The organism is Bradyrhizobium sp. IC3195 (assembly GCF_020193585.1).
GTDB classification, from domain to species: domain Bacteria; phylum Pseudomonadota; class Alphaproteobacteria; order Rhizobiales; family Xanthobacteraceae; genus Bradyrhizobium; species Bradyrhizobium yuanmingense.
Map to the genome: position 1 here is coordinate 361,214 of NZ_JADYVG010000002.1, position 24,254 is coordinate 385,467.

Genomic DNA, 24,254 nt, shown 5'->3' on the forward strand with positions numbered 1-24,254 from the left:
GCGCCATAGCACAAGCGCTTTTGCGGCTGAAGGAAAGATGAACAAAGGTTGATCCCGCATCGCAACAAAGCAGCAAAAAGGCCGGCAAAAGCCGGCCTTTTCATTGTCCTCGGTATTCCTACGGATGAACGATCACTCCGCGGGCGGCAGCGCAGGAAGCTCGGCTTCCGGCGCCGGCGACACGACGGCGGCCTGCTTCTCGCGCTCGTCCAGGATCAGCTTGTCGCGCTTCATGGCGACTTCGCGGATCTTGGCCATGGAGGCGCCGGTGCCCGCCGGGATCAGCCGGCCGACGATGACGTTCTCCTTGAGGCCTTCGAGCGGATCGATCTTGCCGTTGACCGCCGCCTCGGTGAGGACGCGGGTGGTCTCCTGGAACGATGCCGCCGAGAAGAAGGAGCGGGTCTGGAGGCTCGCCTTGGTGATGCCGAGCAGAACCGGCGTTCCCGTGGCGGGCTTCTTGCCCTCTTCCTTGGCCTTCACGTTCAGCGCGTCGAACTCGATCTTGTCGACCTGCTCGCCGGAGATCATGTCCGTGTCGCCCTGGTCGGTGATTTCCACCTTCTGGAGCATCTGACGGACAATCACCTCGATGTGCTTGTCGTTGATGAGCACGCCCTGCAGCCGGTAGACCTCCTGGATCTCGTTGACCAGATAGGCAGCGAGCTCCTCGATGCCCTTGACCGCGAGGATGTCGTGCGGCGCCGGGTTGCCTTCCACGATGAAGTCGCCCTTTTCGACGACGTCGCCGTCCTGAAGGTGGATGTGCTTGCCCTTCGGGATCAGGTACTCGCGCGGCTCGTCGGTCTTGTCCATCGGCTCGATCGAGATGCGACGCTTGTTCTTGTAGTCGCGCCCGAACCGGATGGTGCCCGCGATTTCGGCGATGATCGCCGCATCCTTCGGGCGCCGAGCCTCGAACAGTTCCGCCACCCGCGGCAGACCGCCGGTGATGTCACGCGTCTTGGCGCTTTCGGTCGAGACACGGGCGAGGATGTCGCCCGGCTGGACCTTGGCTCCGATGTCGACCGAGAGAATGGCGTCGACCGACAGCATGTAGCGGGCATCGCCGCCACGGGCGAGCTTGAGCACCTTGCCGTCCTTGCCCTTCACCACGATGGCCGGACGCAGGTCCGAGCCGCCGCGCGTCGAACGCCAGTCGATGACCACGCGCTTGGCGATACCGGTGGCCTCGTCGAGCGTTTCCGAGATCGACTGCCCCTCGACCAGATCCTCGAAGCCGATGGTTCCTTCGACCTCGGTGAGCAGCGGACGGGTGTAGGGATCCCATTCGACGATGCGCTGGCCGCGCTTGACCATGTCGCCCTCGTCGACGTGCAGACGCGAACCGTACTGGATACGGTGCGTCGCACGCTCGGTGCCGTCGGCATCGACGATCGCGACAACCATGTTGCGCACCATCGCGATCAGGTGACCTTCGCTGTTGCGGGCGATGGCCTTGTTCCTGATCACGATCTTGCCGTCGAAGTTGGCTTCGACGAAGGACTGCTCGTTGAGCTGCGCCGCACCGCCGATGTGGAAGGTGCGCATGGTGAGCTGGGTGCCCGGCTCGCCGATCGACTGCGCCGCGATGACGCCAACCGCTTCGCCGTGGTTGACCGGCGTGCCGCGGGCGAGGTCGCGGCCGTAGCACTTGCCGCAGATGCCGTTGACGAGCTCGCAGGTCAGCGCCGAGCGGATCTTCACCTCCTGGATGCCGGCCTGATGGATGGCATCCACGTGGCTCTCTTCCATCAGCGTATCGCGCTTGACGATCACCTGGCCCGAGCTGTCACGCACGTCTTCGCAGGCCGTGCGTCCGAGGATGCGCGAGCCGAGCGAGGCGACCACGGTACCGGCGTCGACGATGGCGCGCATCTTGATGCCGAGCTTGGTGCCGCAGTCGCTCTGCGTGATGATGCAGTCCTGCGCCACGTCGACGAGACGACGGGTCAGGTAGCCGGAGTTCGCGGTCTTCAACGCGGTGTCCGCGAGGCCCTTGCGGGCGCCGTGGGTCGAGTTGAAGTACTCGAGCACCGAGAGGCCTTCCTTGAAGTTCGAGATGATCGGCGTCTCGATGATCTCGCCCGACGGCTTGGCCATCAGGCCGCGCATGCCGGCGAGCTGGCGCATCTGGGCCGGCGAACCGCGGGCACCGGAGTGAGCCATCATGTAGATCGAGTTGATGTCGGCGTCGGCTCCGCTCGCCGTCTTCTTGGTGGCGGAGATCTCCTTCATCATCGCCTTGGCGATTTCTTCCGTGGCCTTCGACCAGGCGTCGACGACCTTGTTGTACTTCTCGCCATGGGTGATCAGGCCGTCGTTGTACTGCTGCTCGAAATCCTTCGCCAGCGTACGAGTGGTGTCGACGATCTTCCACTTGCCGTGCGGCACGACCATGTCGTCCTTGCCGAACGAGATGCCGGCCTTGAACGCGTTGTAGAAGCCGAGCGCCATGATGCGGTCGCAGAAGATCACCGTCTCCTTCTGGCCGCAGTGGCGGTAGACCTGGTCGATGACGCCGGAGATCTCGCGCTTGGTCATCAGCTTGTTGATGATCTCGTAGGAGATGCGCGGGTTCTTCGGCAGCAGATTGCCGAGCATGACGCGGCCGGCGGTGGTCTCGATCCAGCGCTTGGAGACCTTGCCGGTCTCGTCCATGCCTTCCCACCGGTACTTGATCTTGGTGTGGAGGTGGATGACCTTCGCGTGCAGCGCATGCTCGAGCTCGGCCATGTCGCCGAACACCTTGCCCTCGCCGGGCAGACCTTCGCGCATGATCGAGACGTAGTACAGACCGAGCACGATGTCCTGCGACGGCACGATGATCGGCTGGCCGTTCGCCGGATGCAGGATGTTGTTGGTCGACATCATCAGGACGCGCGCTTCCAGCTGCGCTTCGAGCGACAGCGGAACGTGCACGGCCATCTGGTCGCCGTCGAAGTCGGCGTTGAACGCGGAGCAGACCAGCGGGTGAAGCTGGATCGCCTTGCCCTCGATCAGCACGGGCTCGAATGCCTGAATGCCGAGGCGGTGCAGCGTCGGGGCGCGGTTGAGCAGCACCGGATGCTCGCGGATCACCTCGTCCAGGATGTCCCAGACCTCGGGCCGTTCCTTCTCGACCAGCTTCTTGGCCTGCTTCACGGTGGTGGACAGGCCCTTGGCGTCGAGCCGCGAATAGATGAACGGCTTGAACAGCTCGAGCGCCATCTTCTTCGGCAGGCCGCACTGATGCAGGCGCAGCTCGGGACCGACCACGATCACCGAACGGCCCGAATAGTCGACGCGCTTGCCGAGCAGGTTCTGGCGGAAGCGGCCCTGCTTGCCCTTGAGCATGTCGGCGAGCGACTTCAGCGGACGCTTGTTGGCGCCGGTGATGACGCGGCCGCGGCGGCCGTTGTCGAACAGCGCATCGACCGCTTCCTGAAGCATGCGCTTCTCGTTGCGGATGATGATGTCGGGCGCGCGCAGCTCCATCAGCCGCTTCAAGCGGTTGTTGCGGTTGATGACGCGGCGATAGAGGTCGTTGAGATCAGAGGTCGCGAAACGGCCGCCGTCCAGCGGCACCAGCGGACGCAGGTCCGGCGGAATCACCGGGATCACGGTCATGATCATCCATTCCGGCTTGTTGCCGGAATGGCGGAACGCTTCCACGATCTTCAGACGCTTGGCGAGCTTCTTGTGCTTGATGTCGGAGTCGGTCTCCTGCATCTCGGCACGCAGCGAGGCCTCGAGCTTCTCGAGGTCCATGCCCTTGAGCAGCTCGCGGATCGCCTCGGCGCCGATCATGGCGGTGAAGCTGTCCTGGCCGTACTCGTCCTGCGCCTTCAGATACTCGTCTTCCGACAGCAGCTGACGGTCCTTCAGCGCGGTGAGGCCCGGCTCGAGCACGACGTAATATTCGAAGTAGAGGATCCGCTCGAGATCCTTCAGCGTCATGTCGAGCAGGAGGCCGATGCGCGAGGGCAGCGACTTCAGGAACCAGATGTGAGCGACGGGGGCTGCGAGCTCGATATGACCCATGCGCTCGCGCCGGACGCGCGACAGCGTGACCTCGACCGAGCACTTCTCGCAGATGATGCCCTTGTACTTCATGCGCTTGTACTTGCCGCACAAGCACTCGTAGTCCTTGATCGGCCCGAAGATGCGGGCGCAGAACAGGCCGTCGCGCTCGGGTTTGAAGGTACGATAGTTGATGGTCTCCGGCTTCTTGATCTCGCCGTAGGACCAGGACAGAATCTTCTCTGGAGACGCGATCGAGATCCGGATCTGGTCGAAGACCTGAGCCGGCGTCGTCGGATTGAAGAGATTCATAATTTCTTGGTTCATCGTCTTCTCCTCGCGTGCCGGTCGCCTCCGGCCGCAAATTCGAAAATCACTTCTGCATGGCGCCCTGCCCTCAAGGCCTCGGGCGGGGCGCCGATGCCCGGCCGCGAAGGCCGGGCATGACAGGTCGAATTACTCGGCCGCTTCCGACGTCGGCGCCGGTCCCATCTTGGAGTTGTGCAGGTCGACGTTGAGGCCGAGCGAGCGCATTTCCTTGACCAGCACGTTGAACGATTCCGGAATACCGGCCTCGAACGTGTCGTCGCCGCGCACGATCGCCTCGTACACCTTGGTACGGCCGGCGACGTCGTCCGACTTCACCGTCAGCATCTCCTGGAGCGTGTACGCCGCGCCGTAAGCCTCGAGCGCCCACACCTCCATTTCGCCGAAGCGCTGGCCGCCGAACTGCGCCTTGCCGCCCAGCGGCTGCTGGGTGACGAGCGAGTACGGACCGATCGAACGCGCATGGATCTTGTCGTCGACCAGATGGTGCAGCTTGAGCATGTAGATGTAGCCCACCGTCACCTTGCGATCGAACGGATCGCCGGTGCGGCCGTCATAGACGGTCGACTGACCCGAAGCGTCGAGACCGGCGAGCTTCAGCATCTCCTCGATATCGGCTTCCTTGGCACCGTCGAACACCGGGGTTGCGATCGGCACGCCGCGGCTGAGGTTATGGCCGAGTTCGAGCAGCTCGTTGTCGTTGAGCGACTTGATCGTCTCGTCCTCGCCGTAGACCTTCTTCAAGGTCTCCTTCAGCGGCTTGATGTCCTGCTTCGACAGGTACGCATCGACGGTCTGGCCGATACGCTTGCCGAGGCCGGCGCAGGCCCAGCCGAGATGGGTCTCGAGGATCTGTCCGACGTTCATGCGCGAAGGCACGCCGAGCGGATTGAGCACGATGTCGGCATGCGTGCCGTCTTCGAGGAACGGCATGTCCTCGATCGGCACGATCTTCGACACCACGCCCTTGTTGCCGTGGCGGCCGGCCATCTTGTCGCCGGGCTGGATCTTGCGCTTCACCGCGACGAAGACCTTGACCATCTTCATCACGCCGGGCGGCAATTCGTCACCGCGCTGAAGCTTCTCGACCTTGTCGAGGAAGCGCTGTTCCAGTCCCTTCTTCGACTCGTCGTACTGCTTCCGCATGGCCTCGATCTCGGCCATCAGCTTGTCGTTCGGCGAAGCGAACAGCCACCATTGCGACTTCGGATACTCCTCGAGCACCGCACGGGTGATCTTGGTGTCCTTCTTGAAGCCCTTGGGACCTGCAATGCCCTGCCGCCCCTCGAGCAGCTCGGCAAGACGGTTGTAGACGTTGCGGTCCAGGATCGCCTGCTCGTCGTCGCGGTCCTTGGCGAGGCGCTCGATCTCCTCCCGCTCGATCGCCAGCGCACGCTCGTCCTTGTCGACGCCGTGGCGGTTGAACACGCGCACTTCGACGATGGTGCCCTGCACGCCCGGGGGAACGCGCAGCGAGGTGTCGCGGACGTCGGAGGCCTTCTCGCCGAAGATGGCGCGCAGCAGCTTCTCTTCCGGCGTCATCGGGCTTTCGCCCTTCGGCGTGATCTTGCCGACCAGGATGTCGCCGGCGCGCACTTCCGCGCCGATGTAGACGATACCGGCTTCGTCGAGGTTCTTCAGCGCTTCTTCCGAGACGTTCGGAATGTCGCGGGTGATTTCCTCAGGTCCGAGCTTGGTGTCGCGGGCCATCACCTCGAACTCCTCGATGTGGATCGAGGTGAAGACGTCCTCCTTCACGATCCGCTCGGAGAGCAGGATCGAGTCTTCGAAGTTGTAGCCGTTCCACGGCATGAACGCGACCAGCACGTTGCGGCCGAGCGCGAGCTCGCCGAGATCGGTCGAAGGACCGTCGGCGATGATGTCGCCCTTCCTGACGACGTCGCCGACCTTCACCAGCGGACGCTGGTTGATGCAGGTCGACTGGTTCGAGCGCTGGTACTTCATGAGGCGGTAGATATCGACGCCCGACTTGGTCGGATCGAGATCTTCCGTGGCGCGGATGACGACGCGGGTCGCATCGATCTGGTCGATCACGCCCGAACGGCGCGCCGCGATCGCAGCGCCCGAGTCACGGGCAACCACGCCCTCCATGCCGGTGCCGACGAACGGCGCCTCGGCGCGAACCAGCGGCACCGCCTGGCGCTGCATGTTCGAGCCCATCAGCGCGCGGTTGGCGTCGTCGTTCTCGAGGAACGGGATCAGCGCCGCGGCGACCGAAACGAGCTGCTTCGGCGACACGTCCATGTAGTCGACCTTGTCGGGCGTCATCGGCACGACGTCGCGGGTGCCGCTCGAACGGCAGACCACGAGGTCTTCGGTGAAGCGGCCCTTGGCGTCGACCGGCACGTTGGCCTGGGCCACGGAATAGCGCCCTTCCTCCATCGCCGACAGGTACACGACCTCGTCGGTGACACGGCCATCCTTGACCTTGCGATACGGCGTCTCGACGAAGCCGTACTTGTTCACGCGCGCGAAGGTCGCGAGCGAGTTGATCAGGCCGATGTTCGGACCTTCCGGCGTCTCGATCGGGCAGATGCGGCCGTAATGCGTCGGGTGCACGTCGCGCACCTCGAAGCCAGCGCGCTCGCGGGTGAGACCGCCCGGTCCAAGCGCCGAGAGGCGGCGCTTGTGGGTGATCTCGCTGAGCGGGTTGGTCTGGTCCATGAACTGCGAGAGCTGCGAGGAGCCGAAGAACTCGCGCACCGCGGCGGCGGCCGGCTTGGCGTTGATCAGGTCCTGCGGCATGACCGTGTCGATGTCGACGGAGGACATGCGCTCCTTGATCGCGCGCTCCATGCGCAACAGGCCGATGCGGTACTGGTTCTCCATGAGCTCGCCGACCGAACGCACGCGGCGGTTGCCGAGATGGTCGATGTCGTCGATCTCGCCCTTGCCGTCGCGCAGATCCACCAGCGTCTTGATGACGGAGAGGATGTCCTCCTTGCGCAGCGTGCGCTGGGTGTCGGGCGCATCGAGGTCGAGGCGCATGTTCATCTTGACGCGGCCGACCGCGGAGAGGTCGTAGCGCTCGGCGTCGAAGAACAGCGACTGGAACATGGCCTGCGCCGATTCCAGCGTTGGCGGCTCGCCCGGACGCATCACGCGGTAGATGTCGAACAGCGCGTCCTCGCGCGTCATGTTCTTGTCGGCCGAGAGCGTGTTGCGGATGTAGGGGCCGACATTGACGTGGTCGATGTCGAGCAGCGGCAGTTCTTTGTAGCCCTGCTCGTTGAGCGCCTTCATCAGCTTGTCGGTGATCTCCTCACCGGCCTCGGCGTGGATCTCACCGGTCTTGGGGTTGACGAGATCCTCGGCGACGTAATTGCCGACCAGCTCCTCGTCGGCCATGCGCAGCGCCTTCAGCCCCTTCTCCTGGAGCTGGCGGGCGGCGCGGACGGTGAGCTTCTTGCCGGCCTCGAGCACGACCTTGCCGGTGTCGGCATCGATCAGGTCGTTGACCGTGGAGTAGCCGCGGAAGCGGTTGGCGTCGAACGGAACGCGCCAGCCTTCCTTGGTCCGCTTGTAGAGAATCTTCTTGTAGAACGTGGACAGGATCGCCTCGCCGTCGAGGCCTAGGGCGAACATCAGCGACGTCACCGGAATCTTGCGGCGACGGTCGATACGCGCATAGACGATGTCCTTGGCGTCGAACTCGATGTCGAGCCAGGAACCGCGATAGGGGATGACGCGGGCGGCGAACAGCAGCTTGCCCGAGGAATGGGTCTTGCCCTTGTCGTGGTCGAAGAACACGCCGGGCGAACGGTGCATCTGCGAGACGATGACGCGCTCGGTGCCGTTGACGATGAAGGTGCCGTTCATCGTCATGAGCGGGATGTCGCCCATGTAGACGTCCTGCTCCTTGATGTCCTTCACCGACTTCGCGCCGGTTTCCTCGTCGATATCGAACACGATGAGGCGCAGCGTCACCTTGAGGGGCGCAGCGAAGGTCATGCCGCGCTGGCGGCACTCGTCGACGTCGTATTTCGGCTGCTCGAACTCGTAGCGGACGAATTCCAGCATCGAGGTGCCGGAGAAGTCGGAGATCGGAAACACCGAGCGGAACACCGCCTGCAGACCCTCGTCGAGACGTCCGCCCTGGGGTTCGTCCACCATCAGGAACTGGTCATAGGACGCCTTCTGAACCTCGATGAGGTTCGGCATCTCGGCGACTTCCTTGATGTGTCCGAAGAACTTGCGAACGCGTTTGCGACCGGTGAATGTCTGCTGCGCCATCGTGGCCTCTCATTTTCGTCGCCCGCCCTGGGCGCACCGTCCGGACCGCGGCTGCCACCGCTTTCCGGGTTGAATTTTCGAACCCGTCTTGGGGGGCCGGAGACGCAGTTTCAGGCGCCGATGTCCTGAATCTGTTCTTCAGACCTTCAAAACGCAAAACGACGCGCGGGGCGCAGATGCGCGCCCGCCCGTCACAACGATCATCTTCACGGACTGCAAAAGCCCGAAATAGCCTGCTCTCCCAACGGCTTACAGGGAAATCCGGCATCCCTGCCCACCGCGCTTTCGTGCTGCCGACCCGATATGGGGCGACAATAGTGCAGATTCGAGGGTCAAACCCTCAAATCCCCACACTTTTTCGTGTTTGGCCTGCGTCGGATCGTTCCGTCGCACGCCTTTTGCATTCCGGTCCACCCTCTCGAAGGGGACCAGGATCCCGGGCAGAGCCGTTGCCCGCCCGGGATCCCGCCAGTAAGCAGTGCTTACTTGAGCTCGACCTTGGCGCCAGCCTTCTCGAGCTGGGCCTTGATCTTGTCGGCTTCGTCCTTGTTCACGCCTTCCTTCAGCGGCTTCGGAGCACCCTCGACGAGGTCCTTTGCTTCCTTCAGGCCGAGACCGGTGATGGCGCGGACTTCCTTGATGACCTCGATCTTCTTGTCGCCGGCGCTGGCGAGAACGACCGTGAACTCGGTCTTCTCTTCCGCCGGAGCGGCAGCACCGCCGCCGCCAGCGGCCGGGCCGGCCACGGCGACAGCCGCGGCAGCCGAAACGCCCCACTTCTCTTCGAGGAGCTTCGCGAGTTCGGCAGCTTCGAGCACGGTCAGGCTCGAGAGGTCGTCAACGATCTTCTGCAGGTCAGCCATTGTTCAGTTTCCTTAACTGTAAGTCTGGTTCGGGTTTGAGTTTTGCGAAGGGCGTCAGGCCGCTTCGCCCTTTGAGGCATGAGCCTGGATGACGCGCGCGAGCTTGCCCGCGGGCGCGTTGGCGAGCTGGGCCAGCTTGGTCGCCGGGGCCACGATGAGGCCGACGATCTTGCCGCGCAGTTCGTCAAGCGACGGCAGCGAGGCAAGCGCCTTCACGCCGTCGACATTCAGGACGGTCTTCCCCATCGATCCGCCGACGATGACGAACTTTTCGTTCGCCTTGGCGAATTCGATGGCGACCTTTGGCGCCGCTACCGGATCGTTCGAAGTCGCGATCACGGTCGGCCCCTTCAGCATGGGGCCGATGGCAACGACGTCAGTGCCTTCAAGAGCAATTTTGGCGAGACGGTTCTTCGAGACCTTCACCGCGGCACCCGCCTGCTTCATCTGCTGGCGCAGCTTCTGCATCTGGGCGACGGTGAGGCCGGAATATTGAGCAACGATCGCGACGCTCGTGGTCTTGAAGACCTCGTTGAGCTGTTCGACCGCTTCTTTTTTTGCCGCTCGTTCCACAGCAAGCTCTCTCCGGTTGGCGGTCATCGCGAGAAGCGGGACCGCCGGGTTGCACCCATCGTCCCGCCCAAACCTGAACCTCCGGGTCAAAAACCCATCGGACACGCCGGGCAAGACGACAATTCAAAGCCTGCCCTCCGGGAGCCCAAGGGCCCACGGCGTGTCGAGGTCCGAACCAGACCCGTTTCGCAAAACCAGCCCTTAAAGCTGGATGCGAAGTGAAATCCGGTCTTCACCCGTCTATGCAGGCAATGCGATTAAGCCGTTGAGGAATCGAGATTCCCCGCGGGCGCCTGCAGTCTTGGACAGGACGAGGTCAGCCGGCGAACCGCCCGACCTCTGCCCGCATCCCTGCCAAAAGACGGATCTTCCTTCCTTTTCGGGCAAATCCTCACGGACGTCCTGAAAAGGAATGATCTCCTGTCGTGTCGGGTTTTCGGAATGCGTGCACGAACGCGCCAGCCGAGGCCGGCACGTCCGGAGGCGGTTCTTTAACCGCTCGGAGCCTGCTTGCCAAGAGCAAAATTCACACCAGTTCCAATCGATTGGCGGTTGGCTTGAGATGGCCCAACAAGGACCGATTCAGGCCGATTTGACCCGATACGGCAGCGGTTTGCCCTCGAAGAACGCGGTCAGATTGGCCAGCACGCAGTTCTGCATGGCGACGTGCGAATCCAGGGTGTGGCCGCCGATATGCGGAGCGAACACCACGTTGGGGAGTTCGGTCAGGGCGTCAGGCGCGTGCGGTTCCTTCTCGAAGACGTCGAGGCCCGCCCCCGCGATGGTCTTGTCGGTGAGCGCCGCGACCAGGGCCTTCTCGTCGATGACGGAGCCGCGGGAGATGTTGACGACATAGCCGTCCGGCCCGAGGCGCCTGAGGATATCGGCGTTGACGACATGTTGGGTCTCGGCCCCTGCCCGCACCGCGATCATCAGGACGCTGCACCAATCGGCGAGCGCCTCCAGAGTCGGAAAGTACTGATAGGGCAGATCGTACCGGGTGCGGCTGAAATAGCCGACCTCGCTCTCGAAAGCAGCACAACGCGCGGCGATCTTGCGGCCGATCTCACCCATGCCGTAGATGCCGATGCGGCGGCCGGGCATGCCGGCCTGGGGACGCATCATCGGCGACTGTTTCGAGGCCGCCCAATCGCCGCTGCGGACATATTGGTCGGCCACCAAAATCCGCCGCGTCGTCGCCAGCATCAAGGTCATCGCGATGTCGGCGACAGAAGCCGCATTGGCACCGGGGCTGTGACCGACCGCGATGTTCCGGCTGGCCGCCGCCTTCAGGTCGACGCCATCATAGCCAGTCCCATAGCAGACGATGGCGCCGAGATTCGGAAACAGGTCCATCGCCTCCGCACCGAGTGGCGAGCCGCCAGCAGTCAGCAGTGCGCGGATGCCGCCCAGCTCCTCCGCCGGAAACACCTCCCGCACGGGCTTGCCGCCGGTGTCGAGCAGCTCGAACCGCTCGGCGAAGCGCGCCATCATCGACTTGGGAAAGCGCGAGTAGATCAGGACCTTGTCAGCCATTGTTGTTGTTTCCGGTAAGCGCCGCCACAAACGACGAGGGGCGGAATCGGTCGCCCGATCCCGCCCCTCGCCTCATGCAATTTCCAAACCTCAGCCGAGAATGGTGCCCGGCTCGACCTTCACGCCCGGGCCCATCGTCGAGGACACTGCAACGCGCTGGATGTAGGTGCCCTTGGAACCGGCCGGCTTCGCCTTGGAGACCGCGTCAGCCAGAGCCTTGATGTTCTCGACCAGCTTCTCCTCGGAGAACGAGGCCTTGCCGACGCCGGCCTGCAGGATGCCGGCCTTCTCGACGCGGAACTCGACCGAGCCGCCCTTGGCGCCCTTCACCGCACCGGTGACGTCCATGGTCACGGTACCGATCTTCGGGTTCGGCATCAGGCCGCGCGGGCCGAGCACCTTACCGAGGCGGCCGACCAGCGGCATCATGTCGGGGGTGGCGATACAGCGGTCGAAATCGATCGTGCCGTTCTGCACCTTCTCGACCAGGTCCTCGGCGCCGACCACGTCGGCACCGGCGGCCTTGGCTTCATCGGCCTTGGCGCCGCGGGCGAACACGCCGACGCGGAGCGTACGGCCGGTGCCGTTTGGCAGGGTCACGACACCGCGGACCATCTGGTCGGCGTGGCGCGGATCGACGCCGAGATTGATCGCGACCTCGATGGTCTCGTCGAACTTCGCTTTCGCGCGTTCCTTGACCATCTTGATGGCGTCCGCGAGCGGGTAAAGCTTTTCGCGGTCAATGCCTTCGCGGGCTTTGTTCAAACGCTTTCCGATTGCCATGGCCGCTTACCCCGCAACTTCCAGACCCATCGAACGGGCCGAGCCCTCGACCATCTTCATGGCCGATTCGATGGTGTCGCAATTCAAGTCCTTCATCTTCTTCTCGGCGATCTCGCGCACCTGCGCCTTGGTCACCTTGCCGGCCTTGTCGCGGCCCGGCGCCTTCGAGCCGGACTGGATTTTTGCAGCCTGCTTGAGGAAGTAGGACATCGGCGGCGTCTTCATCTCGAAGGTGAAGGAACGGTCCGCATAGATGGTGATGATCACCGGGATCGGGGTGTTCTTCTCTTCCTTCTGGGTCTGGGCGTTGAACGCCTTGCAGAACTCCATGATGTTGAGACCGCGCTGACCGAGCGCGGGACCGATCGGGGGCGAGGGATTCGCCGCGCCGGCCGGGACCTGAAGCTTCAGGTATCCGGTCACTTTCTTTGCCATGTATCACTCCTGTTGTGCCGGCAGGACCGGCGGTTTCAGGTTCGTGGTCTGGGTCGGATGCGGCTGGCAACCGCCCCTCCCTCCCACGGCCTCTTGTTGCGCGAGACCGAAGCCTCCCGCGTTACCCGATCAGACCTTCTCGACCTGACCGAATTCCAGCTCGACCGGCGTCGCGCGGCCGAAGATCGACACGGCGACCTTCACGCGCGAGCGCGCCTCATCGATCTCCTCGACCACACCCGAGAACGAGGCGAACGGGCCGTCGGCCACGCGCACGTTCTCGCCGATCTCGAACGACACCGACGCCTTCGGCCGTTCCACGCCCTCCTGCACCTGGTGCAGGATGCGCATGGCCTCGGCTTCCGAGATCGGCATCGGCTTGTTCTCGGCGCCGAGGAAGCCCGTGACCTTCGGCGTGTTCTTGATCAGATGGAACGCCTCGTCGGTCAGCTTCATCTTCACCAGCACGTAGCCGGGGAAGAACTTGCGCTCGGCGTCGATCTTGCGGCCGCGGCGCACTTCCGTGACCTTCTCGGTCGGAACCAGCACCAGCTCGAACAGCTCCTCGAGCCCGCGCTGCTTGGCCTGCTCGCGGATCGATTCGGCGACCTTCTTCTCGAAGTTCGAATAGGCGTGGACGATGTACCAGCGCTTGTCGGACACTTGAGCGGTTGCTGTTGCCATCATTGAATGCCCAGGAGGAAGGTGACGAGGTAGCGAATGATCAGGTCGGCGGCGAAGAAGAAGATCGAAGCCACCGCGACCATGACGAACACCATGATGGTGGTGATCGTGGTCTCACGGCGGGTCGGCCAGGTGACCTTGGCAGTCTCCGAGCGCACTTCCTGCAAGAACTTGAACGGGCTGACTGCCATCGCTTGAGGTCCAGCGTCCGTCGACAGACGCAAATGAATTTCAGGGATCCGAACAGCCGCCGTTGGCCCAGCCCTCTGTCTCGAAGGATGAGCCGGAAACCGGGCTCGATTGTTCGGGGATTTCAAGGCCGCGCCGGAAATCCGCGTCTAACGGGCCGGCTGCGAGTGCCGGGTATCTACTGCGGATGCGGCCAAAGGTCAAGGTAGAGAGAGTCCGCCCGGGCAGGCCGCCCTCCCCCCGAGGGTCGTGCAGAGGCCATGTGGATCAAGGACTTGTCGACCGCCCGGAACGCGCCATCCCATCCCCGGCAAGGCTATCGGGAGCCGTCAGTCGGCCCGGTCGACCATGGAAATCCCCGGCAGCGGCACCACGAACTTCCCGCCTTCGGCGAAATAGCGGGCGTGCTTGGCCCGGATCGGGTCGACATAGCGCCAGGCGAAGACCACGACGAACGCGGGTTTGCGCTCGTAGAGAGCGGCAGGCGGCAGGATCGGGATGTCATAGCCGGGGCCCGCCATCACCTTCCCCTTGTTGGGATCGTCGTCCACCAGGAAGTCGATCTTGTTCTCCAGGCCGAACTGCGGCAGCAGCGTCGTGGTGCCCACCGAGACGCCATAGCCGGCGACCAGCTCACCGCGCGCATGGGCGGCATCTGCCATCGCGACCAATTCGTCACGGATGGCGGCGATCCTCTTCACGTACGGCACATAATAGGCCGGCTGATCGACGCCGAGCCGGTCTTCCTCGGCAACGAAACGCGCGACCTCGGCCGACGGTTTCTTGGCGCCGCCGGCGCGCTGCACGGTCACGCGGATCGAACCGCCCTTGGTCCAGATGTGCTGGACGTCGATCAGCTCCATGCCCAGCCGGGCGAAGAAACGGATCAGCGGCTTGATGTTAAAATACGACAGATGCTCGTGATAGACGGTATCGAGCAGGTTCTTCTCGGTGACGTCGACGCCGTATTGCGTTTCGAAGACGAACAATCCGTCCGGCGCGAGCACGTCGCGAACCCCGATCACCAGCGGATCCAGATTGTCGACATTGGCGATCATGTTGTTGGCGATCACGACGCTCGCCGCGCCATGGCTCTGCAGGATGCGGCGACCGACGGCATCGGTGAAGAAATCGCCGATGGTCTCGATGCCCGCCTCCGTGGCACGCCGCGCGATGTCGACGGCGGGATCAACACCCAGCACCCGCATCCCCCGCTCCTTGAAGAAGCCGAGCAGCGATCCGTCATTGCTGCCGAGCTCGACCACCAGCGAACCCGACGCAATGCCGAAACGGCTGACGACGTCGTCGGCATAGGTAGCGAAATGCTCGCGCAGGCCGAGTGAGAGCGAGGTGGTATAGACATAGTTTCGGTACTGGATCTCCGGATTGCCGACATGGAGGATCTGGAGGTGGCCGCAGTCCCGGCACAGATGCAGCGCCATCGGCACCGCAGCGCGGAACACGGGATCGTCGACGCTGGCGTTCGGCACCTGGAAGTTCGGCGTGCCGATCGGCATGCCTGCCATCGGGACGACCAGCTCTTGCTTGTCGGAATGACAGAGGCGGCAAGTATTGCGGACGTAGAACAGGTTTTTCATCGTGCAACCGAAGAATGAGATACGCGCGCGAGTGGGATAGTCCCACCCTGTGAAGACCAGATCGGCAACGGGCTCAAGCGGGTCATGGGTGGCTCGAGGCCTCGTTGCCCAGCCCGTAGCCGGGCGCGTCCTCCGCTGCCTTGGCCACCTTGTCGGCCGAATACGAGCCGCGCTCCGGACTTGCCAGCCAGATTACGCCACCGACGAGCCCGATGATCACGCTAATGGCGCCCAGCAGGAGCGATACCGACAGCGCCTGCTCGGACGACACACCCGCCAGACCCAGGCAGGCGACCATCGCTCCCTCGCGAACGCCCCAGCCGCTGATCGAGATGGGGACCGCCGTCAACAGCACCACCGGCGGAATCAGAATGCCGGCGTCGAGGACAGAGAGCTGCGCTCCGACGCCGCGCGCCAAGGTGTAGCAGGCCGCGGCGGTGACGAGATGGATGAGGAGCGCCGATCCGAACAGCAGCGCACGGCGCTCGGACTGCAGGAGCAAAAACCTGACCAGCGTTCCGAACCGCACGAAACTCGCGATCGCGGGAAGCGCAGTGAAGCGTTTCGGCAGACGGTCGAGCGTCAACAGGACCAGCGTGCCGGCGACGCCGGCCACCGTCAGTCCGCCGATCGCCAGGATCGCAGCGTGATTCGACACGCGCGACAACAGAAACGGCAATCCGGCCACCATCAGCACGACCAGTCCGATCAATGCCGTGAAGCGGTCGGCTGCAACGCCCTTGACCGCCTCCGGCCACTGCACGCTGCGTTGACGCAGCAGCCAGATCCGCACCGCGTCACCGCCGACCGATGACGGCAACACCTGATTGAACCAGAGGCTGGTCATCAGTATCCGCCAGCCGGCGAGCCAATCCAGCGACACGCCGAGCGCGCGCATGATCAGCTCCCACCGGCCGTTGAGCACGAAGGTCTGGACGAAGATCAGCGCAAGCGCGACGACGAACAGGACCGGATCGACCGAGACGAGATGGTCGCGCAGCTGGCGCAGGTCGAGACCGCGCGCGATGTAGACCAGCACGGCGATCGACAGCAGCAGCTTCACCGAAAACAGGGCCGCATGCTTGAATCGCGACTGCATCGGATGCCCGCCTCAGGACGCCGGATATTCCGCACGACCGATGACGAGGTCGATTGCGGCCATCATCCAGAACTGGTGCGTGGTCTCGACAATGTTGTAGCTGCGGCTGTCGACCCAGAAATTGACGTCGCCGAGATTGCGCAGCGGATTGTCCGCGTTCATGCCCGACAACGTGATCACGTCGAGCTTCATCTTGCGCGCCTGCGTGACCGCGTTGAGGATGTTCTTCGAACGCCCCGACGAGCTGATCGCGACGAGGCAATCGCCGGCGCGCGCATTCAGCCGCACGGCGTGCGCGATCCAGTCCTCGAACCCGTAATCGTTGGCAAGGCACGACATCATGCTCGCATCGCTGAAGCAGAGAGCGGGCACCGACGCATTCTTCGCCAGATCGATCGCCAAATGCGAAGCGATGCCGGCCGACCCGCCGTTGCCGATGAAGATGACGCGACCGCCCTGCTCGCGCGTGCGTAACCAGGACGCGCGCGTCGCGGAGATCCTCGCAAAAATACCGTCGTCGACCGCCGTCGCGCGATGCAGGCGCCCCACGTAATCGTCGAGGAAAGCCTTGTGGTCGGGATCGACGGATTCGGCAGGCATGGGCTGACGGCTCGATTGCAACATTACCGGGTGATACCGGCTATTACCAAGGATTGCAAAGGTATAATACTTGCAAAGTTTGCGGGCGGCTGATAGTCGGCTTTTCGGGTTTCACTCAACATTGGCGAGCCTATTTCGCTGGGCATTCGCGTCACGGATGTTCCCTATGAAATGCATTGTTACTGGCGGCGCCGGGTTCATTGGAAGTCACCTCGTCGATCGCCTGCTCGATGACGGCCATGAGGTCATTGCGCTCGATAATTTCGTGATCGGACGCGCTGAAAACCTCGCCGCACGCGCCGGTTCGAGCCAGTTGAAGGTCGTGCGGGCTGACGTCACCGATCTGGACGCGATCAAACCGTATTTCCACGGGGTGGATTGGGTCTTCCATCTCGCCGCGCTGGCGGACATCGTACCCTCGATCGAATCGCCGATCCCCTATCATCGCGCCAATGTCGACGGCACGGTCAACGTTCTCGAAGCGGCGCGGCACGCGGGCGCCAGCCGCTTCATCTATGCGGCTTCCTCCTCCTGCTACGGCATTCCGGATGTCTATCCCACGCCGGAGAGTTCCGAGATCCGGCCGATGTATCCTTACGCGCTCACCAAGAATCTCGGTGAGCAATGCGTCATGCACTGGTGCCAGGTCTACAAGCTGCCCGCCGTGGCGCTGCGCCTGTTCAACGTGTTCGGACCGCGCCATCGCACCACCGGCACCTACGGCGCCGTGTTCGGCGTGTTCATGGCACAGAAGCTGGCGGGCAAGCCCTTCACGGTGGTCGGCGACGGCGAGCAGACGCGCGACTTCACCTTCGTCAGCGACGTCGCCGATGCCTTCGTGACCGCCGCGCGCTCCGACGTCTCGCACGAGATCTTCAATGTCGGCTCGGACAACACCTACAGCGTGAACCGCCTGGTCGAGCTCCTCGGCGGCGACAAGGTCCACATTCCCAAGCGCCCGGGCGAGCCCGATTGCACCTACGCCGACATCAGCAAGATCAAGCGGGTCCTGAAATGGGCGCCGAAGGTAAAGTTCGAGGACGGCGTTGCGACGATGTTGAGGTCGATGGACCAGTACAAGGACGCTCCGCTCTGGACGGTGGACAAGATCGCCGACGCCACCAAGGACTGGTTCAAATATCTCGGTGACGACAAGGTCACCCCGCAGAAGGCAAGCCGTTGAGCAGATTCGTTCACCCCCCAATTTTGCCGCCAGCCGATCACGTCCGGGCCGGCCAACTGAGACCGACCGGCGCCTTGGGTCATTCACATGGGTAATGCTGCGACAGACAGGCCGGCCGGCCATCCGGCACCGCACGAGAAGATCAAGACGATCGAGGAGCTCGGCGAGATTGCGCGCGCCGCGCAGGCTGAGGGCCTGACCGTTGCGCTCTGCCACGGCGTGTTCGATCTGGTGCATCTCGGTCACGTCCGGCACATCCTGGCAGCCCGCAACGAGGCCGACGTCGTCGTGGTGACCATCACCGCGGACCGTTACGTCAACAAGGGCCCGGGACGGCCGATCTTTCCGGAGAACATGCGCGCCGAGATGCTGGCCGCGCTCGGCACGGTCGACTGGGTCGGCATCAATCAGACCTCCAGCGCCGAGCCGGTCCTCGATACCGTGCGCCCTGACATCTACGTGAAGGGCTCGGACTACGAGAATCCCGAGGATGACGTGACCGGCAAGATCGCAGTGGAGCGCGAGGCGGTCGAGCGTCACGGCGGGCGCATCGTCTTCACGCGGGACGTGACGTTCAGCTCGTCGTCGCTGCTGAACCGTTATTTCGACATCTACGATCCGCCGCTGCGCGACTACCTCCAGAAGGTGCGCGATGGCGGCGGCGCCGAACGCCTGCTGAAGCTGATCGACAAGATCCAGGACATGCACGTCGTGCTGGTCGGCGACACCATCATCGACGAATACCAATACGTCACGGCGCTCGGGAAGGCCTCCAAGGAGAACATCGTCGCGACCCTGCTCAAGAACGGCGAGCAGTTTGCCGGCGGCGTCATTGCCGCGGCAAATCACGTCGCGAGCTTCTGCAAGTCGGTCGAGATCGTCACGACGCTGGGTGGCAACGACTACCCCGAAGAGTTCATTCGGGCGCATGTCCGCCCGAACGTAAAGCTCACGCCGATCCGCGTTCAGGGCCGTCCGACCACCCGCAAGCTGCGGTACGTCGAGATGGGCTATCTGCACAAGCTGTTCGAAGTCTATACGATGGACGACACGCCGCTCGATGAGGCCGCGCGCACGGAGATCGACCGCGTCACCGCCGAGCGCGTCCGCGGGGCCGACGTCGTCATCGTCACCGATTTCGGTCACGGCATGATCGCATCCAGCACGATCGACGCCTTGATCGCGAATTCCAAGTTCCTGGCCGTCAACGCCCAGAGCAACAGCGGCAACCACGGCTACAACCTGATCACGAAGTATCCGCGGGCCGATTACATCTGCATCGACGCACCGGAAGCGCGCCTGGCCGCCACCGACAAGTTCAACGACATCGCATCGGTGATCGAGGGCGGCCTGCATCGCAAGATCGATTGCGACAACATGATCATCACGCACGGCTCCTTCGGCTGCTACCCCTTCTCGTCGAAGACCGGCGTTGCGCGCGTCCCTGCTTTCACCAAGACCGTCGTCGACACCGTCGGTGCGGGCGATGCCTTCCTGACAATCACGGCGCCGCTGGTGGCGGCCGGCGGCAACATCGAGGACGTCGCCTTCATCGGCAATGCGGCGGGCGCGATCAAGGTCGGCATCGTCGGCCACCGCAACTCGGTCGAGAAAGCGCCGTTGGTCAAGTTCGTCACCGCGTTGTTGAAGTAGCGCGATCGAAGAATCCGGAGAACGACAGTGATTGATCGGAAATGGAATGTGATGGTCACCGGTGGCGCCGGCTACGTCGGCAGCGTGCTGGTTCCGCAATTGCTTGCCGCGGGCCACAAGGTCACCGTGCTCGACTTGTTCATGTATGGCGAGGACGTCTTTGACGCCGTTCGTGACAATCCGAACCTCCGCCTGATCAAGGGCGACATCCGCGATGAGGCCGCGGTCAACGAGGCCCTGCGCGGCAACAACGCGGTGATCCACCTCGCCTGCATCTCCAACGATCCCTCGTTCGAGCTAGACCCGGCACTCGGCAAGTCCATCAACTACGACTGCTTCCGTCCGATGGTGCGCGCCGCGAAGAAGGCGGGTATCAAGCGCTTCATCTACGCCTCCTCCTCGAGCGTCTACGGCATCAAGGACGAGGCCGAGGTGACCGAGGAGCTGTCCTGCGAGCCGCTCACCGACTACTCCAAGTTCAAGGCGATGTGCGAGACCGATCTTGCCGACGAGGCCGCGTCCGGCTTCGTCACCTGCACGGTTCGCCCTGCCACCGTCTGCGGCTACGCTCCGCGGCAGCGGCTCGACGTCGTCGTCAACATCCTGACCAATCTGGCCGTCAACACCGGCCGCATCCGCGTGTTCGGCGGAACGCAGAAGCGGCCCAATCTGCACATCCAGGACATGACGGCGGCCTATCTGTTCCTGCTGCAGCAGGACGATGCGAAGATCGACGGCAAGACCTACAACATCGGCTACGAAAACCACTCGCTGATGAAGATCGCCGACATCGTCAAATCGGTGGTCGGCAACAATGTCGACGTGGCCGTCGAGCCGACCGACGATCTCCGTTCCTACCACGTGTCGTCGGAGAAGATCCGCCGCGAGCTCGGCTTTGCGCCGACGCACACGATCGAGCAGGCCGTGTCAGGGCTCGTGGACGCCTTCAGGGCGGGCCGCCTGCCGAACTCACTCAACGATCCCAGGTACTTCAACATCAAGATGATGCAGAACATCAGCCTGAAGTGAGCGGCGTGCGGATCGGCATCGATTTCGACAACACGATCATCTGCTACGACAAGGTCTTTGCCGCGGCCGCGCGCCAGCGCGGGCTGGTGCCGGAGGGCTGGGACGGGCTGAAGACCGACGTGCGGGATTTCTTGCGATCCCGCGCCGGCGGCGAGCTTGCCTGGCAGGGGCTGCAGGGCTTCGTCTACGGCAAGGGAATCGGCGGCGCCGAGATCAACCCTGGCGTCCGCGAGTTCCTTGCCGCGTGCCGCAAGGCCGGCGCGAGCGTCCATATCGTCAGCCACAAGACGCAGTTCGGCCATCAGGATCCCGATCGGGTCGACTTGCGCGAGGCTGCGCGTGGCTGGCTGAAGAGCGCGGGCCTCATCGACACCGCCGACGCGGCGATCTCGGCGGGCAATGTCTATTTCGAGGACACGCTGGCGGCCAAGGTCGAGCGGTTGGCAAGCCTGCAGCTCGACATCTTCATTGACGATCTCGTCGACGTCTTCGAGCAGCCGCATTTTCCGAAGGCGACGCGATCGATCCTGTTCACGCAGTCGCGGCCGCCGCATCCCGCGCATTGCGAGCCGCTCGCGACCTGGGCCGATATCCACCGCGGAGTGTTCGGAGCATGAGCCAGTCGGACCTCAGCGCACAGGATGCGGTCTCGATCGGCAGCCGCCTCTCCGGGGCGCGGGTCGCGGCGGCGCAACCGGCGCGGGCCGGCGGCAACAACCGGGTGTTTCGGCTGGAGATGGCGGAAGGCCCGCCGATCGCCCTCAAGCACTATCCGTCCGACGGGCGCGATCGGCTGGGACAGGAATATGACGCGCTCTCGTTTCTCTCGCGCCACGGTATCAATGCGACGCCGCGGCCGATCGCGAAGGATCCGGCCGCGTTCTGTGCGCTGTATCAATGGTTAGACGGTGAACCCGCGGTCCTGCATCCGCAGCCCGACGACGCCGACCAGTTGGCCGATTTCCTGATCGAGCTGCAAAAGCTGCACGAGGCTGAAGGCGCGCAGACTCTGCGGAATGCGTCTGCCAGCATCTTCTCGGCCGAGGCGGCCATCGCCCAGTACGAGCAACGCCTCGACGACCTGAGGCGGACTTCGGATGATCATCCGGATCTGCGCGCGTTCATGGACGGCAGCCTGGTTCCCACCGCTGCCGTCGCGATCCGGCAACTCCGTCGGCGCTATGCGGAACGGGGCCTGGATCCCGCCGCGGACCTTGCGCCCGCCCAACGTGCATTGAGCCCGTCGGATTGCGGACTACACAACGCACTGCGCACCGACGACGGCAAATTGCGCTTCATCGACTTCGAGTATTTCGGCTGGGACGACCCGGTCAAGCTCGTGTCCGACACCGCGATTCACCCCGGCAGCGGTCTGCCCGTGGCGGATGCGAACCGATTGATCGAGCGGCTCTCGCGCGCTTTCGCGGCTGGGGATGACGCGTTTGCGGTCCGCCTTGACGTACTGTATCCTGTGTTCGGGGCGATTTGGTGCCTGATTGTCCTGAATGCCTATTTGCCGGAAAGCCGCTCCCGGCGTGCCCTGGCTGCGCAAGGTGGCGATCTGACGGTCCGCCTTGCCGGCCAGCTCGACAAAGCCCGTCGGCTCCACCAAACGATTTGCCAACGTGATCCAGATCTCACCCCACGCTGAAGCTGCTCTCACCTGCACGCTGGACGAGCGGAGCCTCTATTTGCGCCGCCTGGTCCTCGGTTCTGTCCGCTCCGCGGGACGCGGCCATGTCGGGCCTGCCCTGTCGCTGATCGAGATGGTCCGCGTGCTTTACGACGACGTGCTGCGGATCGACCCGAAGAACCCGGGCGATCCCGATCGCGACCGCGCCATCCTCAGCAAGGGACACGGATGTCTGGCGCTCTATGCGCTATTGGCCGACCGCGGCTTCTTCCCGCTGTCGGAGCTGGACGGCTTTTGCGGTCCCGACAGCATTCTGGGCGGACATCCCGAATACGGCATGGTGCCCGGCGTCGAGGCCTCGACCGGCGCGCTCGGACATGGCCTCTCGATCGGCGTCGGCCTTGCGCTCGCCGCCCGCATGCGCGAGCGCAGCTACCGCACCTTCGTGCTGCTCGGCGACGGCGAGATCAACGAGGGATCCGTGTGGGAAGCGGCGATGGGCGCGACCAAGCACGGCCTCGACAACCTCGTCGCGCTGATCGATTACAACAAGCTGCAGAGCTACGGCCCAACCGACTACGTGCTGCCGCTGGAGCCGCTCGCGGACAAATGGCGCAGCTTCGGCTTCGCCGTGCAGGAGGTCAACGGCCACGACGTCGGCGCACTGCGCACGGTCCTGAAGCAGCTCCCGGCCGTTGCCGGCAAGCCCACCGCCATCATCTGCCATACCGTCAAGGGCAAGGGTCTTCCGGCTGCGGAATCCAATGCCGATTGGCATCACAAGAACAAGCTGACCGACAGCGAGCTCGACGCCATTCGCGTCGCCGTCGGCGATTTTTGATCGGCTCCCCATGCGCAACACCGCGATGAACATGGTCCACAAGCTCGCCGCGCGCGACGAGCGTGTGCTTTACATCGGCTCCGATCCGGGTGCCGGCACGCTACGTGCGATGAGCAAGGAGTTCCCCAAGCGCCATCTGATCGAGGGCATCTCGGAAGCGCATATCATCGGCATGTCGGCCGGTCTCGCGATGGAGGGCTTCGTGCCTTACGTCAACACCATCGCGACCTTCCTCACCCGCCGCTGCTACGAGCAGGTCGCGGTCGATCTCTGCCTGCACAATCTGCCGGTACGGCTGATCGCCAATGGCGGCGGCCTCGTCTACGCGCCGCTCGGTCCCACGCACCAGGCGATCGAGGACATCGCCATCATGCGGGCGCTGCCCAACATGACGGTGATCTGCCCGTGCGACGCCGACGAGGCTGCGCGCATGATGGAGCAGACGCTGGATTGGAAGGGCCCGATCTACATCCGGCTCGGCAAGGGCGGCGATGCCATCGTTTCCAAGGCCGAGCACGGCTTCGAGATCGGCAAAGCCATCCTGATGCGGCCGCCCGGCGACGTCCTCATGGTGACCACCGGCATCATGCTCCAGCGCGCCCTCGCCGCAGCCGACCTGCTGGCCGCGCAAGGCATTCGCGCCGGCATCCTGCACATGCATACCGTGAAGCCGCTCGATACCGCAGCGCTGCTGCAGGCGATCCGCGGCACCAGGCTCGTGGCCACGCTGGAGGAGCACGTGCCCTCCGGCGGCCTCGGCAGCGCGGTCGCGGAGGCGCTGATCGACAAGCTCGGCTCCGGTTTCCCTGCGATGCTGCGGCTGTCGCTGCCCGACCGCTTCATGCACAATTACGGCTCTCAGGACTCGCTGCTGAAGAAGCACGGGCTCTCCGCCGGCGCCATTGCGACCTCGATCGAGCATGCGCTCGCGGCGTCGCACACCCCCTCACCTCAACTTCATTCCACCTGACG

19 protein-coding genes are annotated in these 24,254 nt (G+C 63.9%); 7 read left to right on the forward strand and 12 right to left on the reverse strand.

Annotated elements, in window-relative coordinates; genetic code table 11:
- Nucleotides 1-132 precede the first annotated feature (132 nt).
- The 12 genes from rpoC to I6F09_RS05460 form a co-directional block, all read right to left on the reverse strand.
- Nucleotides 133-4,329, reverse strand: a complete 4,197-nt coding sequence (gene rpoC / locus I6F09_RS05405) for a DNA-directed RNA polymerase subunit beta' (RefSeq protein ID WP_036011015.1) — start codon at nucleotides 4,327-4,329, stop codon at nucleotides 133-135.
- 129 nt (nucleotides 4,330-4,458) lie between these two features.
- A complete protein-coding gene (gene rpoB, locus I6F09_RS05410; protein ID WP_036027612.1) occupies nucleotides 4,459-8,583 on the reverse strand; it encodes a DNA-directed RNA polymerase subunit beta in 4,125 nt (1,374 codons plus the stop codon).
- A gap of 482 nt (nucleotides 8,584-9,065) precedes the next feature.
- Nucleotides 9,066-9,446: a 50S ribosomal protein L7/L12 gene (gene rplL / locus I6F09_RS05415; RefSeq protein ID WP_036027614.1), complete on the reverse strand. Its 381-nt coding sequence runs from the start codon at nucleotides 9,444-9,446 to the stop codon at nucleotides 9,066-9,068.
- Nucleotides 9,447-9,500: 54 nt separating this feature from the next.
- Nucleotides 9,501-10,019 carry a 50S ribosomal protein L10 gene (rplJ, locus tag I6F09_RS05420; protein ID WP_036010998.1) on the reverse strand — a complete coding sequence of 173 codons (519 nt, stop codon included), beginning with the start codon at nucleotides 10,017-10,019 and terminating at the stop codon, nucleotides 9,501-9,503.
- 582 nt (nucleotides 10,020-10,601) lie between these two features.
- Nucleotides 10,602-11,555, reverse strand: coding sequence for a 2-hydroxyacid dehydrogenase (locus tag I6F09_RS05425; RefSeq protein WP_225187627.1), 954 nt, complete (start codon nucleotides 11,553-11,555; stop codon nucleotides 10,602-10,604).
- A 90-nt stretch (nucleotides 11,556-11,645) separates the two neighbouring features.
- Nucleotides 11,646-12,338 (reverse strand): 50S ribosomal protein L1, encoded by a 693-nt coding sequence (gene rplA / locus I6F09_RS05430; protein ID WP_025037003.1) that lies wholly within the window; start codon nucleotides 12,336-12,338, stop codon nucleotides 11,646-11,648.
- Between the two features lie 6 nt (nucleotides 12,339-12,344).
- Nucleotides 12,345-12,773 carry a 50S ribosomal protein L11 gene (gene rplK, locus I6F09_RS05435; RefSeq protein ID WP_011088164.1) on the reverse strand — a complete coding sequence of 143 codons (429 nt, stop codon included), beginning with the start codon at nucleotides 12,771-12,773 and terminating at the stop codon, nucleotides 12,345-12,347.
- Nucleotides 12,774-12,902: 129 nt separating this feature from the next.
- Nucleotides 12,903-13,457 carry a transcription termination/antitermination protein NusG gene (gene nusG / locus I6F09_RS05440; RefSeq protein ID WP_018647229.1) on the reverse strand — a complete coding sequence of 185 codons (555 nt, stop codon included), beginning with the start codon at nucleotides 13,455-13,457 and terminating at the stop codon, nucleotides 12,903-12,905.
- Nucleotides 13,457-13,648 carry a preprotein translocase subunit SecE gene (gene secE, locus I6F09_RS05445; RefSeq protein WP_036010992.1) on the reverse strand — a complete coding sequence of 64 codons (192 nt, stop codon included), beginning with the start codon at nucleotides 13,646-13,648 and terminating at the stop codon, nucleotides 13,457-13,459. The genes nusG and secE overlap by 1 nt, the downstream gene beginning before the upstream one ends.
- A gap of 327 nt (nucleotides 13,649-13,975) precedes the next feature.
- Entirely contained in the window at nucleotides 13,976-15,244 is a 1,269-nt protein-coding gene (locus I6F09_RS05450) for a class I SAM-dependent methyltransferase (protein ID WP_109143353.1), read from the reverse strand.
- An 82-nt stretch (nucleotides 15,245-15,326) separates the two neighbouring features.
- The gene (locus tag I6F09_RS05455; RefSeq protein ID WP_036010988.1) at nucleotides 15,327-16,343 is read right to left on the reverse strand and encodes a lysylphosphatidylglycerol synthase transmembrane domain-containing protein; all 1,017 of its coding nucleotides are present in this window, start codon (nucleotides 16,341-16,343) and stop codon (nucleotides 15,327-15,329) included.
- Between the two features lie 12 nt (nucleotides 16,344-16,355).
- On the reverse strand, nucleotides 16,356-16,943 hold the full coding sequence (locus I6F09_RS05460; protein WP_225113231.1) for an SIS domain-containing protein: 588 nt from the start codon (nucleotides 16,941-16,943) through the stop codon (nucleotides 16,356-16,358).
- 166 nt (nucleotides 16,944-17,109) lie between these two features.
- Here I6F09_RS05460 and I6F09_RS05465 point away from each other — a divergent pair, with 166 nt between their 5' ends.
- The 7 genes from I6F09_RS05465 to I6F09_RS05495 all read left to right on the forward strand — a co-directional run bounded on the left by I6F09_RS05465 (nucleotide 17,110) and on the right by I6F09_RS05495 (nucleotide 24,252).
- A complete protein-coding gene (locus tag I6F09_RS05465; RefSeq protein ID WP_036041505.1) occupies nucleotides 17,110-18,126 on the forward strand; it encodes an SDR family oxidoreductase in 1,017 nt (338 codons plus the stop codon).
- 87 nt (nucleotides 18,127-18,213) lie between these two features.
- Nucleotides 18,214-19,779, forward strand: coding sequence for a PfkB family carbohydrate kinase (locus I6F09_RS05470; RefSeq protein WP_050991860.1), 1,566 nt, complete (start codon nucleotides 18,214-18,216; stop codon nucleotides 19,777-19,779).
- Nucleotides 19,780-19,806: 27 nt separating this feature from the next.
- Nucleotides 19,807-20,808 carry an SDR family oxidoreductase gene (locus tag I6F09_RS05475; RefSeq protein ID WP_036010979.1) on the forward strand — a complete coding sequence of 334 codons (1,002 nt, stop codon included), beginning with the start codon at nucleotides 19,807-19,809 and terminating at the stop codon, nucleotides 20,806-20,808.
- Between the two features lie 5 nt (nucleotides 20,809-20,813).
- A complete protein-coding gene (locus I6F09_RS05480) occupies nucleotides 20,814-21,425 on the forward strand; it encodes a hypothetical protein (RefSeq protein ID WP_225113233.1) in 612 nt (203 codons plus the stop codon).
- Nucleotides 21,422-22,459 (forward strand): aminoglycoside phosphotransferase family protein, encoded by a 1,038-nt coding sequence (locus tag I6F09_RS05485; protein WP_225187628.1) that lies wholly within the window; start codon nucleotides 21,422-21,424, stop codon nucleotides 22,457-22,459. The genes I6F09_RS05480 and I6F09_RS05485 overlap by 4 nt, the downstream gene beginning before the upstream one ends.
- Entirely contained in the window at nucleotides 22,434-23,282 is an 849-nt protein-coding gene (locus tag I6F09_RS05490; RefSeq protein WP_081493800.1) for a transketolase, read from the forward strand. The genes I6F09_RS05485 and I6F09_RS05490 overlap by 26 nt, the downstream gene beginning before the upstream one ends.
- Before the next feature lie 10 nt (nucleotides 23,283-23,292).
- Nucleotides 23,293-24,252 carry a transketolase C-terminal domain-containing protein gene (locus I6F09_RS05495; protein WP_036010951.1) on the forward strand — a complete coding sequence of 320 codons (960 nt, stop codon included), beginning with the start codon at nucleotides 23,293-23,295 and terminating at the stop codon, nucleotides 24,250-24,252.
- The last annotated feature ends 2 nt before the right edge of the window (nucleotides 24,253-24,254 follow it).